Here is a 13,456-nt window from a genome sequence, read left to right on the forward strand (position 1 = left end):
CCAGCGCAGGTCAACCACGGAGGTTCCATCATGAATCGAATCGCATTGTCCATCGTCGGCGCGAGCCTGCTGGCCGTGGCCGGCGTCGCCACAGCCGGACCCGCCGCGGCGACGGCCGACGACACCGTCAACTCGTTGAAATCCGAGGGCTACAGCGTGCAAATCAACGGGACCCCGAGCGCCAACCTGTCGGCGTGCACCGTCACCGGCGTCAAGAAGGACCCAGGGGGCGCCAACCCGACCGCCTACGTCGACATTTCGTGCCCGACCGGCTGCTGACCAGGCCGGCAACCGCACCGGGCGTTACGTCCGACGGTGCGCAGCGCGCCACAATGTACTGTCCAGTACGGGAGAGGCTGAGGTGAACGGATCCGCAGGATAAATGTCGCTTGCCGTCGAGCAGCTGTTGGCCCGGTACCGGGCATCGGGCAGAGAGTTCACCGCCGCCGGGGTGCGCTCCTTCGCACTCGATGCCGGTGCCGCGGATGCCGAGCCGGTGGTGTGCGTGCACGGGGTACCCGCGTCGGCCTATCTTTACCGCAAGGTGGTGGCTGCCGTGGCGCGCCGGGGTCTGCGCGGCATTGCCGTGGACCTGCCTGGGCTGGGTTTCGCCGAGCGTCCGGCGGACTTCGACTACACCTGGAGCGGACTGGGCCGCTGGCTTCTGGCGGCCGTAGACGCGTTGCAGCTCGATCGTTTCCACCTGCTCGTGCACGACATCGGAGGGCCGATCGGCTTCGAAGTCGCCGCGGCGCAGCCAGGCCGGATCCGGTCGTTGACCCTGCTGAACACGACCGTGGCCGTCGAGACCTTCCATCGTCCGTGGATGATGGAGCCTTTCGCCCATCGTGGCCTGGGTGATGCGTGGTTGGCGTCGGTGCAAATACCGGGCGTGTTTGTGTCCCTGATGCGTTACACCGGCGTCAGCCGCAAGATTCCGGCGGCCGACATCGCCGCGTATGTCCCGCTGTTGCTCGGCGATGACGGCGGGCGGGCGTTCCTGAAGATCATGCGGGGTTTCGAGTTGACCGCCGACAAGCAACAGCGCTACCTGTCCGCGGTACGGGACACGCCGTATCCGGTGCAGATCGTCTGGGGGGTCCGCGACCACGCCCTGACATGGCACCACGACGGCGTCCACGCGCAACTGGCCGCAGGCATCGACGACCCGATCTTGTTGCCCGCCAAGCATTTCCTGCAAGAGGACTGCCCAGACGAGATCGCCGACGCCGTCTCCCGTCTCGCTGAGGCCATTGGCGGACAGCGCCAGTAATCCCTGTCGCCACCGTTGCGAACGTCGCAGTTGCCACCAATGGCCGGATAGGCGCCTCGCGCCGAGTCGTAGTTGACCATTCGGTCAACTGGGAGCCGAAAGCCTGGTCTGTGTAACGGCTGCCGGGTGTGGCGACACCACACCAGCGACAGTCGACACCCGTATGGAGGTTAATCTCGTGGCTACCAACAATGTTCTGGCCAAACCGCGCATCCGCGCGAGGCTCGAAGGCCTCGCGTCCTTCGTCGCCCGCTACGGCCTGGTCGTCGTGATCGCCTGGATCGGCGCGCTGAAGTTCACCGCCTACGAGGCCGACGGCATCCAGCCACTGGTCGCCAACAGCCCGCTGATGAGCTGGCTGTACAACCTGTTCTCGGTGCAGACCTTCTCCAATGTGCTGGGGGTTTTCGAGATCCTCACCGCGATCCTGCTGGCCGTCAGACCCGTCGCGCCCAAACTCTCGGTGCTCGGCAGCGTCCTGGCGACGTTGTTGTTCCTTGCGACGATCAGTTTCCTGTTCACCACCCCCGGCGTCGCCGAGGCGGCCGGGGGCGGATTCCCCGCGCTGTCGTCAACCGGTCAGTTCCTGCTCAAGGATGTCGTCCTGCTCGGGGTGTCGCTGTGGACCCTGGCCGATGCCCTGCGTGCGTGACCCACACACGGCGTCGACGATGGGCGCCATGGCCGATGCCGGCACGGCACGCCACCACCGCAGTGCGATTCAGCCCTTGGGCGGCAGGCATTGCCGTACGCCGTCCGGTCGTGGTGACGAGACGCTGACAGCCTCGAATTCGCCCGTTGCTCACCCGTGCCTAGACTATACTGTTTAGTACAGTTTCGTTTGTCACACGTGCGGGCCCGCCACGAACTTCTGAAAGGCAGTACTTCTCATGAGCAAAGCCAACGTCGTCAGCCCGGGCACTGTCGTGGCGCCCCGGGAACTGGTCACCATATCCGGAGAGACGGTGCGGATCCCCGATCCCGACCATCTTGTCCATCTGCAGCTGCGTCGGTTCGCGGGCTGCCCGATCTGCAATGTGCACCTTCAGTCGATGGCGCGGCGCTACGACGAGATCGCCGCGGCCGGCATCCGTGAGGTCGTGGTGTTCCACTCCAGCGATGACGAACTGCGCCGCCACGGGGTCGAGCTGCCGTTCGCGGTCATCGGCGATCCGGCCAAGCTGCTCTACGACGAGTTCGGTGTGGGCTCCTCGCGACGGGCCATCCTCGACCCCCGCGCCCTCGCCCCGGTCGTGGCCCAGCGGATCCGCCAAGTCGTCAGGCGGGGCGCACCAATCCCGACGCCGGTCTACAACGACGACCCCATCGGTGGCACGCTGGGGCTGCCGGGAGACTTCCTGATCGACTCGGACGGCAAAGTGGTCGCCGCCAAGCGCGGAATCCACGCCTACGATCAGTGGTCGGTCGACGAACTACTGGCCCAGGTGCGGTGACACTCGCCGCGGTCGCGACGTGCCGGTCGGCCGCGGTTGCTTCTATATCCTTTCGGGATGTCCGCATTGCGACCGACCGGCACGGCGCGCCCGCTCCCGGCGACCGCACGCGGTCAGCGCGCTCGCGCGCAGATCGTGGATGCCGCGGCCACGTTGATGTATCACAACGGCGTGAGTACCACCAGCCTCGATGACGTGCTCGCGGCCGCGGGCGCCGGCAAGGGCCAGATGTATCACTATTTCGACGGCAAGGCCGACCTGGTGGCCGCGGTGATCGAGCGGCAACTGGAGTTGGTGCTCGCCGCTCAGCAACCCGAGCTCGACCACACCGACTCCTGGCAGGGCATCAAGGCCTGGATGGCCCGCATCCTGCGCGAGCAATCCCGCGCGGGCGGGCCGTTCGGCTGCCCGCTGGGCACGATCGCGGCCGAGCTGAAAAACGACGAGACGTTTCGCCCCAGCCTGGATGCCGCGTTCGCCCGGTGGGAGGCGCCTCTGGCCCGCGGGCTGAAGGCGATGAAGAATCGCGGCGAACTGGGGCGCGCCGCCAAACCGGCCCGGCTCGCAGCGATGGCCGTCGCAGCCCTACAGGGCGGGATGTTGCTCGCCCGCGTGCGCGGCGACGTCACGGTGCTGCGCGACACGCTCGACGGCGTGATGACCGAACTGCGCCGCTGGGCCGCCACCCCCGCACCCGTCGAGCCTGGGGCAGCTCGCCGCGGGCGGCAGACGCGTTGAGCCATCAGCGTTCTCGCTGGCTGCTCCTGACATAGTCTTCGAGGCTCTGACGGATCGCCGCGCGTCCGCGATGCAGCAGCACCCGCTGATTGCCCGGGCTGATGTCGAGCACGTCGCACACCTCTGCGGCGTCGAATCCGAGCATGTCGCGCAGGGTGACGACGGTGCGCTGCCCTTCGGGCAGCTTGTCCAGCTCGCACCGGGCGAGCTCGAGTAACTCGCCATGCAGAACCGAGCCCTCCGGGCTGTCCGGGAACGGCGTCGGCGGCTCTTTCCACGAGCCGACGCCGCGTTCGCCCGGACCGTGAAAGCGGGCCGGATCCACGGTGGCCGCACCGAAGTCCGTCAGGGTCTCCTTGCGTCGATGATCGCGAACGCCACGCTGCTTGGCGATGTTGGTCAACACCGCGAAAAGCCAAGTCTTGAGCGAGGATCGGCCCTCGAAACCGCCGATCCCCTTCACCACGGCGATCCAGGTCTCTTGCACCACATCCTCGGCCGCGGGGGCATCGGCGACATAGGTGCGTGCGACACGCAGCAGGGCGGGGCTGTACTCATCGACCAGTTGGGCAAACGCACGCTGATCACCGGATCGCAGCGCTGCCAGCAGCGCGCTCTCGTCGGCTGTCCGGGTCACCACGAGCCCGCCGTGTCGGCGAAGGCCGCCAGCAGCCGGGCGCGGTAGACCGGATCGAGGTGCTCCTCGCGAATGGCGCCCAGCGTGCCGATGGTGACGCGCAGCTGGTCCAGATAGGCTGTGCAGCCCTCACATCCGCGCAGATGCGTCTCGAAGCGCGCCCGGTCATCGACGTCGAGCGTGTCCTCCAGGTACGCCGTGACGAGTTCGACCATCTCCCGGCACTGCAGCGGGCGCGTACCCGCGGCCTTGCGCACTCGGCGACGCCACCAACCCGCCCAACCAGTTCGTGCCGTCATCGTCCACCCTCGATGGTCATCGCGGTTCCTCCCCGGGTCGGCTGGCTTCGCGGCAGCTCATCGCAGCTACCCATCCAGGGTGACACGACATCGGCTTGGTGGGGCGAACCGTCACGGTTTCGTCATGGCCACCTTGAGCACCTCGTGGGCGAGGAGCTCGCCGCGATCCTCCTGCAGGAAGTGCGCGGCACCTTCGATGCGCACCTGATCGCCCGCGCCGGGGATGAGATCGCAAAACAGTTGACCGGCTTGGGGGTAGGGGAAGACGGGGTCCTGGTCGGAGAACGCCACCAGGGCGGGCTTCTGCCACCGCGACAGCTCGTCGATGACCGCGCGCATCTCGTTGGCGCCGACGTCGTCGCCCGTGATGGGGACAAGCAGCGGGAAGCGCGCGGCCCCGGCTTTGGACTCGGGTGTGGGGAAGGGCGCGTCGTAGGCGGCGACCACGTCGTCGGCCAGCTCGGTGGCCGTCGCACCCTGGATCACCATTCCGACCGGAAGGTCGGGATTCTTCTCGGCGAAATCCCGCCAGGACAGAAAGCCTTTGGATACCCGCCCCGTGAACAGGCCGGTGTTGAAGATCGCCAGTGCCGCCACGCGATCGGAGTGCTCGACGGCCCACCGCAGCCCGATCGGGCCGCCCCAGTCCTGCACCACCGCCGTCGCCTGCTGCACGTCGAGGCGATCGAGCACCGCGCTGACGATCTGCACGTGCCGGTCGAAGGTGTACCAGTTCGGGTCGGTCGGTTTGTCCGAGCGCCCGAAGCCGGCGTAGTCCGGCGCGATGACACGGTGGCCCGCGGCCATCAGAGGGCCGATCATCTTGCGGTACAGGTAGGCCCAGCTCGGCTCGCCGTGAAAACACACGATCGGGGTGCCGTCGCGCGGGCCCTCGTCGAGGTAGTGGATCCGCAGACCGTCGATGTCGACGTAGTGCGGCGCGAAGTCATAGCCGGGCAGGTGCTCGAATCGGCTCTCCGGTGTCCGAAAAACTTCAGGCAGGCCAACGCTCATCGGGGCAGCTCCAGGGTGTGAGGCAGGTGATCGTGATGTAGTGTACCGAACAGTAAAGTCGGGGTTTAGGAGCGGTCGGAGCGGCGATGACACAGACGGATCGGGCCATCCTCATCACGGGCGCGAACTCCGGGATCGGCAAGGAGATCGCACGGCAACTGGCACTTCGCGGCGCATTTTCGACAATCTTGCTCGCGTGTCGCAACCTCACGCGAGCCGAGTCGGCACGATCCGACCTCGAGCGCGCGACGAACACCTCGCTGTTCGAAATCCTCCACATGGACGTCGCCGATCCCGGATCTGTGCAGTCGGCCGTCGACACGATCACCAAACCGCTGCACACCGTCGTCTTGAACGCCGGCGGTCTCGGCGGGCCAAAACCGTTGGCGCTCAACGACCATGGTGTCACCGAGATCTTCGCCGCAAACCTGCTGGGACACGTGATGCTGCTGGAGGCGCTGATCGCGCGTGAAGCGTTGACCACAGCTGCGGTGCTGACCGGCAGCGAGGCTGCCCGCGGTGTCGCGCAATTGCGCATCCCACCCCCGACCTTCACATACCATTCCGTCGACGAGTTCGCCGGCGTCATCGACGGATCGGCCTACGTCGGCAGGCGCGCCACACCGATGCTGGCCTATGCCCAGGTGAAATACCTTGGCGCACTGTGGATATCGGCGCTGGCGCGACGCCACCCCGACCTACGTCTGCTCACCGTGAGCCCGGGCAACACCGCAGGCACCAACGCGTTCGAGCACACCAGCCCGATACTGCGGACGGTCATGAGCCGTGTCGTGATGCCCCACATCGCACCGCTGTTCGGTCTTGCGCACAAGCTCGACGTCGGCGCGCGACGCCTGGTTGACGCGATCGTGGATGACTCGTACCGCAGCGCAGTGTTCTACGCCAGTGGCGCCGGGGCCCTCACCGGGCCCGTCGTCGACCAGACGACGATCCTGGCAGACTTCGCCGACCCCACGATCCAGGATCGCGCCGACGAAGCCATCCACCGATTTGTCGCCGCCGCCCGCTGACTACCGATCATCGGTGACAAGCGCCGACGGGTCGGCCGCCACGATCGCCTCCACCTCGGCGCGCAGCGCGTCGAGACGGTCGCGGGCGGCCCCGTCATAGTCGCGTGCGTGGTCGTCAAGAACACAAACCGTCCCCACGACGTGCCCGCCGGCGTCTCGGACCGGCATCCCGAGGTAATTGCTCAAGCCGAACTCGGCCTCATCCTCGTTGCCCGCGAAGGTGTCATCGAGGCGGGAGTCACGCACGAAGATCGCCTCCCCGCCGTCGACCACCCGTTCGCAATACAGCGGCACTCGATCCGGTGCGGCGCCTGCCTTGGAGCCGGCGGCGCCCACCCGATAGACGGCTGTGGCCGGGCCCGCCGTCGCCGCGACGACCATGGAATCGGGGTCCGAGCGCATGACCAGAACGGACTTGACACCGAGTTCGTCGGCCAGTTCTTGCAGGCGGGGCGCCACCGGGGCAAGGGGGGGCGTGGTCGCCGCCCACGTGGCCGCGCGGCCAAGAACACGGTCGACCGCGGCCAAGATGTCTGCAGGCTCGGTGCGCGTGGCGTAGTTCGGATGCACGTCGATCCACCGCAATACCGACTCGGCATCGACGATCGCCACCGTGGGCATCGGCAGTGCAACGGTGCCGTCGGCGTTCACCGCGGCAAGATCAAGCCCCAGTCGCTTCTGCGCGGCCTGCGCTTCGTCACTTGGCGCGGCAACGATGCCCAGCGCGGTAGCGATGCGATTTCCCGGATCGGACAGGACGCCGAAGGTCAGCTCGTTGGCATCACGTGTCGACAGCGAACCGTCTGGGGTCTGCGGACTGATCGCCACCAACTTGACACCACGGGCTCGCAGAGCCGGCACCACATGCCGCTGGTAGGTGCGCAGCGCGATATTGCAGTACGGGCACCACGCCCCCCGATAGAACACCACGACCGTGGGCGCGCCAGCCAACTCGGTGGCCGACGACACCCGCGTCCCATCCGGCCTCACCAGCTCGGCAGTCGGGAATCGCGTCCCGGGGACGACCACCGATGCCGGCACACCAGCCGACTCGAGGCCACGCTGCTCGGCCGCGAACACCCCCAGCACGTCGGCGGGTGCCTGTCCGGCCATCCGCTGCTGCAACTCCGCGACGCTGTCAGCGATCGTGTCGAACTCGGCTCTTGTCATGGCGCGCCTTCCCGGGTCGATTTTGTTGCGCTGCAGACGGTGACATCACTGTCTGTACCAGATGGTACACTCTGTGCACACGCCGAGTAGAGCCGCGGCCGCTCACTGGCTCACCTCGTCGGTAGCTCGACCTCGAAACTTCAAGGGAACCAACAGGGATTGGCCGAACGCACGGGATGGCCTACTGGTTGCTTCGCAGTCGCAGCTCGGCCACCAAAGCCTCGAAGTTCGCCGGGCGCACCTGCACCGCGTCGTCGCGCGCGGCTGCAGCGATCTTTATGGTGTGACGAATCTGGTCGATGTAGACACGGCAGGCTTCGCAGCCGCCGCGGTGTTGTTCGAACCTGCGCAGGTCTGTCTCGCTCAGCGCGTCATCGAGGTATGCCGTGACCAGTTCGATCACGTCGCTGCACGCCAGTCGCAGTTCGTTGGTGATGAATTCGTCGTCAGTCATCGAGGTACTCTTCCAGAGCGGTTCGCAGGGCTGCACGTCCGCGATGCAGCAGCACGCGTTGATTGACGGCCGAGATCCCCAACGCGTCGCAGATTTCCTCGCTCGTCCAGCCCTCGACATCGCGCATCGAGACCACCTCGCGTTGCCCGTCCGGCAGTTTGGCCATGGCCTCCGATATCACGGTGCGCACTTCGCCGGACAACAGTCGTTGCTCCGGCAGCAGATCCCACCTTGCGGGCACGTCGGACCAGTGGTGTGCACCCAGCTCGGGGTGAACCATCCGGCTTGGATCTACCGACGGGTGCGAATCCGCCTCTGGACCCGCGGTGGCGAACGGCACCGTACGCCCCTGCGTCCGCGCGAGTGCCCGAACTCGGTTGAGCATGATGCGGAACACCCAGGTCTTGACGGTGGAACGGCCTTCGAACACACCGATAGTGCGCACCACCGACGTCCACGTGTCCTGTACCGCGTCTTCCGCAATGGATGCCGGCAGGTATATCCGGGCCATACGGACCAGGGGTGCGTGCATCGTGGCGACCAGCAGGCGGAATGCTTCGCCATCTCCGCCCTGCAACGCGCCGATGAACTCGTCCTCGCTGGCCCACCGGTCATCGACGACGGTGCGGGTCCGTTCGCGCACTCCGCACCACCTCTCCCCTGACGAAATCGCGGCCCCTGTAACAGTTCAGCTGCGCGCGCGTCTAAACAGTGGCCTCGTCGATCTGGTGCGCGGGGCCGGGCAACTCAAACCATACTGGAGGAGAACCAATGACAATCAGCGCGCTGTCCCTTGTCGCCGACACCGACGCAACCAGCGATCAGGCCGAGGTGTTGGCCGCCGTGCAGCAGGCACTCGGCACGATTCCCAACCTCACCCGCGCGATGGTGCACAGTCCGGCGCTGCTGCGCGGATATCTGGGTTTGGCCGGTGGTCTCGACGGCGGGACGCTGCCCAGATCCACGCGCGAACGCCTCGCCATCGCCATCGCACAGGCCAACGGCTGCTCGTATTGCCTTTCCGCGCACAGCTATCTGGGCGAAAAGGCCGCGGGACTTTCTGCCGATCAAGTCGGTTCGGCGCGCAAAGCCGACGCAGACGACCCCAAGACCGCCGCCATCCTCGCATTCGCGGTAGCCGTCAACGAACACCGCGGCCACGTCGATGACGCCGATCTGGAAAAGGCGCGCCGCGCAGGACTAACCGATGCCGAGATCGCCGAAGTCATTGGCCACGTGGGCCTTAACGTGCTGACGAACTACTTCAACAACGTCGCGCACACCGAAATCGACTTCCCGATCGTGCAAGCGTGAGCCTCACGGCCTGGCGGGTCGCGCGACCGCGGCTCGCCAGGCCGGCCCTCGCACCACACGCGCCGTGCCCGGGGCCGTATTCGAAGACCGCGACGAGACGGCCGCGCCGATGCGAGTGGGGCCACCAGGATCCGCGCCGAGTCCGACATTTTGTGCTGCGACGACCATTACGCCCGCGTCGTCAGACGTCGATCGAATAGCGGCGGGTGCGCTTGAAGGCCCGTCCCATAACGGAAGTGACCGCAGCTGAGGCGGTTTCCGGCCAACCTGAGGGGCGCCGCCATCGAGGCCAACACCGTTGTCCCGACCATCGATCACCAGCCGCCCGGGATGACCTTCGGCTGCAGGCTGTTCACCTTGGGTTCGAAGGGCAGGTGGGGGAACAGCGTCTCGGCGACCCGGTAGCACTCCTCGAGGTGCGGATACCCGGACAGGATGAACGTGTCGATACCGATGTCGTGGTATTCCATGATCCGGTCGCGGACCTCCTCGACGCTGCCGACCAGTGCGGTGCCGGCCCCGCCTGTGACCAGGCCGACGCCTGCCCACAGGTTGGGGCTCACCTCGAGGTGTTCGCGTGACCCGCGGTGCAGGGCCACCATCCGTCGTTGGCCCTCCGACTCGGAGCGGGCCAGGGCTGCCTGGGAGGCGGCGACGTCTTCGTCGCGGACGTAGCGGATCAAGTCGTCGGCGGCCGCCCACGCTTCTTTGCTGGTTTCCCGCACGATGGTGTGCAGCCGGATGCCGAAGTTGACTCGTCGCCCGGCCGCGCGTGCCTTGGTTCGCATCTCGTCGAGTTTCGGCTGTACCTGCTCCGGTGGTTCGCCCCACGTCAACACGGTGTCAATCCAGTTCGCGGCAAACGCTTGCCCGGCGCCAGAGGAGGCGCCACACATCAGCGGAGGATATGGTTCTTGCAGGGGAAGGTAATGCAGGTGTCCCCCTTCGATGTGGATGTAGCGACCGTTCATGTCGACGGTCTTGCCCTGCAGCAACTCCGTCCACGCCTGGATGTATTCGTCGGCTTGCTCGTATCGTTGGCCGTGCGACAGAAACACACCGTCGCCGGCGAGTTCGACCGGATCGCCCCCACATACCACGTTGACCGTGAGCCGACCCCCGCTGTAGCGGTCGAAGGCCGCGGCCATTCGAGCCGTCATTGACGGGGTGGACTGACCGGGCCGCACAGCCACGATGAACCGCAGGCCGGTGGTCACCGGGGCCAGAAACGACGCGGTGATCCACGCGTCTTCGCACACCGAGCCCGTCGGGACCAATACCCCGACATAGCCCAGATCATCTGCGGCCTGAGCGATTTGGGTGATGTAGCGCAGGTTAGCGGCCCGCGCTCGGTGCATCGTCGACAGGTGCGGTCCGTCGGTGTGGGTGGGGATGTACCAGTAGACGTCCATTTTTGCCTCCTTGATGAAGAACGGCGAGGATCTGGGCGCGCAGGGCCTGAAGCGCCGGGTCCGCGATGTCACGTGGGCGGGGCAGGGGAATCGAGAATTCGGTGACGACCCGGCCCGGGGGGCCGGCCATGACGAGCACCCGGTCAGCGAGTATCACGGCTTCGTCGACGTCGTGGGTCACCAGGATGGCGGTGAGCGCCTCGGCGCGGACGATCCGCTCGAGTTCGGTCTGCATTTGACTGCGCAGCAGGCTGTCCAGCGCGCCGAGCGGTTCGTCGAGCAGCAGGATCTCGGGGGTGGTGGCCAGGGCGCGGGCAAGGGAGGCACGTTGGGCCATGCCTCCGGAGAGCTGATTGGGCCAGGCCTTGCCGAAGCCGGCGAGCCCGACCAACTCCAGGACATGGGCGACTCGCTGTTCGACTTGGGCGGCCGGTCGGCGGGACGGCAGGGCGTAGGCGACGTTGTCGGCCACCGACATCCATGGCATCAGCCGGTGTTCCTGAAACACCAGGCCCCGGTCCCGGCCCGGGCCCTGGATCGGTCGGCCGAAGGCCCGGATTTCTCCTGCGAATGCGGTGTCTAGACCCGCGATGGCGCGCAGCAGTGACGTCTTGCCGGCGCCGCTGCCACCGACGACGGCGACGATCTCCCGCCGGTCAACGTCGACGTCAACCTCACTCAGCACGTCGAAGGGCCGCTTGTCGACCATGACGCGCTTGCCTCGGATTCTCACCTGCAGCGCCGGTGCGCCCGCTCTGTTGCGGTCAGCCACGGTAGGAACGGTCCCATCGGGTGAGGTACCGACCGAGGCGGGCGATCAGCGCGTCGGTGCTCTTTCCGAGAAGGCCGATCGCGAGCATTCCGGCGATCATGGCCGCCGGCCGTGCGAAGTTGCGCGAGTCCCAGATGAGCCATCCCAGCCCGTTGGCCGACGCGATGACCTCCGCGGCTACCAACAGCGTCCACGACAGCGCCAGCCCAACGCGCGCCGACGCGACGATCGAGGGGATCGCCGACGGCAGTAGCACCGTGCGCAATATTGTCCAGCGCGATTTCTCGTAGAGCTGGGCGACCTCCACCAGATCCTGGGAGGCGGACCGAATACCCGCCGCGGTCGCCAGAATCAACGTGGTAGCAGACCCGATAGCCACCAGGCTGACCTTCGAGAGTTCTCCGATGCCAAGCAGGATGACCAGCAACGGGATCCATGCCACCGCCGGGACCGGAACCAACGTCAAGGCGGTGGGTTCGAAGATTTTGGCGGCCAGCCGGCTGGTGCCGATGACCGCTCCTGTCGCGATGCCGACCGTGCTGCCGATGGCGAAGCCGATCGCGATGCGACGCACGCTGACCCACGCGTGCTCTAGCAGCGTGCCGTCGACCGTCAGCCTGATGAACGCCTCAAGTGAGTCGAGCGGTCCGGCAACCAGCGTGTGAGGCAGGACCCCGCTGACCACCGCGGTCTGCCACGCCGCGACCAGCCCGATCGGCACGGCCAGCGCAAGTGCCCAGCTTGTCAGGCGGGCGACGAACTGCCGGCTTCGATCGGGCGCGAATGGCGCCGCGGTCGCGTTCATCGTCATTGCGCAGGTCCGACCAGTTCCTCGACGTTGAGCTTGTGCTGGATGAAGCGTGCATCGGCGAGGAAGTCGGCCTTCGCCTGGATGTCAGCGATGACCTGCGGAGTCAGTGTGGCGGTGAAGTCGTGGCGTGGCCAGGCCAACTCGACCACCGCTGGATCGACCCGAACTTCGGCGGCCACAATTGATTTCGCTTCTGCTGCTGATGCGCGGATGAACTCCTTGGCTTTGGCGATGGCGCCGACCAGACCGGAGTACACAGTGGGTGAATCTTCGGCCAGCCCCGGCCGTGCAACCGCGATGCTCTGGATCGCGGCATCGCCTGCCGGAAGCAGCCGGCCGGTCTTCTGGACAAGCTGTTGTTGCACGAACGGCGGCCACACCGCCCACGCATCCAGCTGTCCTGATTCGAAGGCCGCCTTCGCGTCCGGCGGGGCCATATCGATCACTTGGATCGACTTGGGATCGACGCCCGCATCCTTGGCGATCTTGATCAGGGCGTAATGTGACGATGTACCCGCTAACACACCGACCCGCGCTCCGCTCAGATCGGCCGCGCTCGCGATCTTGCTGTCGATCGGTACCACGATGTCCTGGATTAGGCTTGCGCCCAGGGCCGCAATCTTGACGTGAACTCCCGCTGCCGCGGCGATCAGCGCCGGCGGCTCGGCCATGAAGACCATGTCCACCCGGTTTGTCTCCAAGGCCTCCGTGATGGCCGGTGCTGAGTCGAATTCCACGTACTCGACTTTGGTCCCGGCGCCGACCGCGGATTCGAACAACCGCTGCTTGCGCGCGACATAGAACGGCGCGTAATCGACTGCGCTGGCGAAAGTTCCGATACGGACCGTGTCCGAGGCACCATCGTCACCGCCAGAGCCGCACCCGCCTACGAACAGCACCAGCGCTACGACCAATCCAACGCGGCCGACGAATCGGGCTGGCCAGCCACCGCGAACGTGGAGCGTCGACATTTGCAGACTCCCTTACAACCAATCTGTCGCACGATAGGTATTCCTGGTTATGGATCCGTTACATAGCTGTGGCGCACTCGTTTCGCTGAACCGGATCAGCGGGCTG

At 66.5% G+C, this 13,456-nt stretch carries 17 protein-coding genes; 7 read left to right on the forward strand and 10 right to left on the reverse strand.

All coding sequences use genetic code 11. The features are described from left to right. Positions 1-30 precede the first annotated feature (30 nt). From AAHS21_RS29275 to AAHS21_RS29295, 5 genes are all read left to right on the forward strand, one after another. Positions 31-279 carry a hypothetical protein gene (locus AAHS21_RS29275; protein WP_342930878.1) on the forward strand — a complete coding sequence of 83 codons (249 nt, stop codon included), beginning with the start codon at positions 31-33 and terminating at the stop codon, positions 277-279. A 103-nt stretch (positions 280-382) separates the two neighbouring features. Further along, positions 383-1,273: an alpha/beta fold hydrolase gene (locus AAHS21_RS29280; protein WP_342930879.1), complete on the forward strand. Its 891-nt coding sequence runs from the start codon at positions 383-385 to the stop codon at positions 1,271-1,273. A 163-nt stretch (positions 1,274-1,436) separates the two neighbouring features. Beyond that, positions 1,437-1,925 (forward strand): DUF417 family protein, encoded by a 489-nt coding sequence (locus AAHS21_RS29285; RefSeq protein WP_342930880.1) that lies wholly within the window; start codon positions 1,437-1,439, stop codon positions 1,923-1,925. Positions 1,926-2,163: 238 nt separating this feature from the next. Then, complete coding sequence (locus AAHS21_RS29290; protein ID WP_342930881.1) at positions 2,164-2,727, forward strand: peroxiredoxin-like family protein; 564 nt, start codon at positions 2,164-2,166, stop codon at positions 2,725-2,727. Positions 2,728-2,784: 57 nt separating this feature from the next. After that, complete coding sequence (locus tag AAHS21_RS29295) at positions 2,785-3,465, forward strand: TetR/AcrR family transcriptional regulator (RefSeq protein ID WP_342930882.1); 681 nt, start codon at positions 2,785-2,787, stop codon at positions 3,463-3,465. A 4-nt stretch (positions 3,466-3,469) separates the two neighbouring features. On the opposite strand, the gene AAHS21_RS29300 is transcribed toward AAHS21_RS29295, so the two are convergent. From AAHS21_RS29300 to AAHS21_RS29310, 3 genes are all read right to left on the reverse strand, one after another. Continuing rightward, positions 3,470-4,105, reverse strand: a complete 636-nt coding sequence (locus AAHS21_RS29300) for an RNA polymerase sigma factor (RefSeq protein WP_342930883.1) — start codon at positions 4,103-4,105, stop codon at positions 3,470-3,472. After that, the gene (locus AAHS21_RS29305) at positions 4,099-4,401 is read right to left on the reverse strand and encodes a zf-HC2 domain-containing protein (protein WP_342930884.1); all 303 of its coding nucleotides are present in this window, start codon (positions 4,399-4,401) and stop codon (positions 4,099-4,101) included. The genes AAHS21_RS29300 and AAHS21_RS29305 overlap by 7 nt, the downstream gene beginning before the upstream one ends. A 111-nt stretch (positions 4,402-4,512) precedes the next feature. After that, positions 4,513-5,415, reverse strand: a complete 903-nt coding sequence (locus AAHS21_RS29310) for a haloalkane dehalogenase (protein WP_342930885.1) — start codon at positions 5,413-5,415, stop codon at positions 4,513-4,515. Positions 5,416-5,501: 86 nt separating this feature from the next. On the opposite strand from AAHS21_RS29310, the gene AAHS21_RS29315 reads away from it, so the two are divergent. Next, positions 5,502-6,446, forward strand: a complete 945-nt coding sequence (locus AAHS21_RS29315) for an SDR family NAD(P)-dependent oxidoreductase (protein ID WP_342930886.1) — start codon at positions 5,502-5,504, stop codon at positions 6,444-6,446. On the opposite strand, the gene AAHS21_RS29320 is transcribed toward AAHS21_RS29315, so the two are convergent. The 3 genes from AAHS21_RS29320 to AAHS21_RS29330 form a co-directional block, all read right to left on the reverse strand. Beyond that, on the reverse strand, positions 6,447-7,616 hold the full coding sequence (locus tag AAHS21_RS29320; protein ID WP_342930887.1) for a redoxin domain-containing protein: 1,170 nt from the start codon (positions 7,614-7,616) through the stop codon (positions 6,447-6,449). Positions 7,617-7,797: 181 nt separating this feature from the next. Beyond that, the gene (locus AAHS21_RS29325) at positions 7,798-8,070 is read right to left on the reverse strand and encodes a zf-HC2 domain-containing protein (protein WP_342930888.1); all 273 of its coding nucleotides are present in this window, start codon (positions 8,068-8,070) and stop codon (positions 7,798-7,800) included. Beyond that, a complete protein-coding gene (locus AAHS21_RS29330; protein WP_342930889.1) occupies positions 8,063-8,713 on the reverse strand; it encodes a sigma-70 family RNA polymerase sigma factor in 651 nt (216 codons plus the stop codon). Before AAHS21_RS29330 ends, AAHS21_RS29325 begins: the two co-directional genes overlap by 8 nt. A 128-nt stretch (positions 8,714-8,841) precedes the next feature. Between AAHS21_RS29330 and AAHS21_RS29335 the strand changes: the two genes are divergently transcribed. Next, the gene (locus AAHS21_RS29335; protein WP_342930890.1) at positions 8,842-9,384 is read left to right on the forward strand and encodes a peroxidase-related enzyme; all 543 of its coding nucleotides are present in this window, start codon (positions 8,842-8,844) and stop codon (positions 9,382-9,384) included. Positions 9,385-9,698: 314 nt separating this feature from the next. On the opposite strand, the gene ssuD is transcribed toward AAHS21_RS29335, so the two are convergent. The 4 genes from ssuD to AAHS21_RS29355 are packed head-to-tail and all read right to left on the reverse strand — an operon-like array spanning position 9,699 to position 13,350. After that, positions 9,699-10,796, reverse strand: a complete 1,098-nt coding sequence (ssuD, locus tag AAHS21_RS29340; protein ID WP_342930891.1) for an FMNH2-dependent alkanesulfonate monooxygenase — start codon at positions 10,794-10,796, stop codon at positions 9,699-9,701. Continuing rightward, on the reverse strand, positions 10,720-11,568 hold the full coding sequence (locus AAHS21_RS29345) for an ABC transporter ATP-binding protein (RefSeq protein WP_342930892.1): 849 nt from the start codon (positions 11,566-11,568) through the stop codon (positions 10,720-10,722). Before AAHS21_RS29345 ends, ssuD begins: the two co-directional genes overlap by 77 nt. Then, positions 11,561-12,379 carry an ABC transporter permease gene (locus tag AAHS21_RS29350; protein ID WP_342930893.1) on the reverse strand — a complete coding sequence of 273 codons (819 nt, stop codon included), beginning with the start codon at positions 12,377-12,379 and terminating at the stop codon, positions 11,561-11,563. Before AAHS21_RS29350 ends, AAHS21_RS29345 begins: the two co-directional genes overlap by 8 nt. Continuing rightward, on the reverse strand, positions 12,376-13,350 hold the full coding sequence (locus AAHS21_RS29355) for an aliphatic sulfonate ABC transporter substrate-binding protein (RefSeq protein ID WP_342930894.1): 975 nt from the start codon (positions 13,348-13,350) through the stop codon (positions 12,376-12,378). The genes AAHS21_RS29350 and AAHS21_RS29355 overlap by 4 nt, the downstream gene beginning before the upstream one ends. Positions 13,351-13,456 lie beyond the last annotated feature (106 nt).

The sequence above is a fragment of the Mycobacterium sp. 050272 genome (assembly GCF_039023525.1).
In the GTDB taxonomy this organism is placed as follows: domain Bacteria; phylum Actinomycetota; class Actinomycetes; order Mycobacteriales; family Mycobacteriaceae; genus Mycobacterium.

Coding starts and splice junctions, on each gene's coding strand:
- AAHS21_RS29275 (WP_342930878.1), top strand. CDS start 31: ATGAATCGAATCGCATTGTCCATCGTCGGCGCGAGCCTGCTGGCCGTG.
- AAHS21_RS29280 (WP_342930879.1), top strand. CDS start 383: ATGTCGCTTGCCGTCGAGCAGCTGTTGGCCCGGTACCGGGCATCGGGC.
- AAHS21_RS29285 (WP_342930880.1), top strand. CDS start 1,437: ATGGAGGTTAATCTCGTGGCTACCAACAATGTTCTGGCCAAACCGCGC.
- AAHS21_RS29290 (WP_342930881.1), top strand. CDS start 2,164: ATGAGCAAAGCCAACGTCGTCAGCCCGGGCACTGTCGTGGCGCCCCGG.
- AAHS21_RS29295 (WP_342930882.1), top strand. CDS start 2,785: ATGTCCGCATTGCGACCGACCGGCACGGCGCGCCCGCTCCCGGCGACC.
- AAHS21_RS29305 (WP_342930884.1), bottom strand. CDS start 4,401: ATGACGGCACGAACTGGTTGGGCGGGTTGGTGGCGTCGCCGAGTGCGC.
- AAHS21_RS29310 (WP_342930885.1), bottom strand. CDS start 5,415: ATGAGCGTTGGCCTGCCTGAAGTTTTTCGGACACCGGAGAGCCGATTC.
- AAHS21_RS29315 (WP_342930886.1), top strand. CDS start 5,502: ATGACACAGACGGATCGGGCCATCCTCATCACGGGCGCGAACTCCGGG.
- AAHS21_RS29320 (WP_342930887.1), bottom strand. CDS start 7,616: ATGACAAGAGCCGAGTTCGACACGATCGCTGACAGCGTCGCGGAGTTG.
- AAHS21_RS29325 (WP_342930888.1), bottom strand. CDS start 8,070: ATGACTGACGACGAATTCATCACCAACGAACTGCGACTGGCGTGCAGC.
- AAHS21_RS29335 (WP_342930890.1), top strand. CDS start 8,842: ATGACAATCAGCGCGCTGTCCCTTGTCGCCGACACCGACGCAACCAGC.
- ssuD (WP_342930891.1), bottom strand. CDS start 10,796: ATGGACGTCTACTGGTACATCCCCACCCACACCGACGGACCGCACCTG.
- AAHS21_RS29350 (WP_342930893.1), bottom strand. CDS start 12,379: ATGACGATGAACGCGACCGCGGCGCCATTCGCGCCCGATCGAAGCCGG.
- AAHS21_RS29355 (WP_342930894.1), bottom strand. CDS start 13,350: ATGTCGACGCTCCACGTTCGCGGTGGCTGGCCAGCCCGATTCGTCGGC.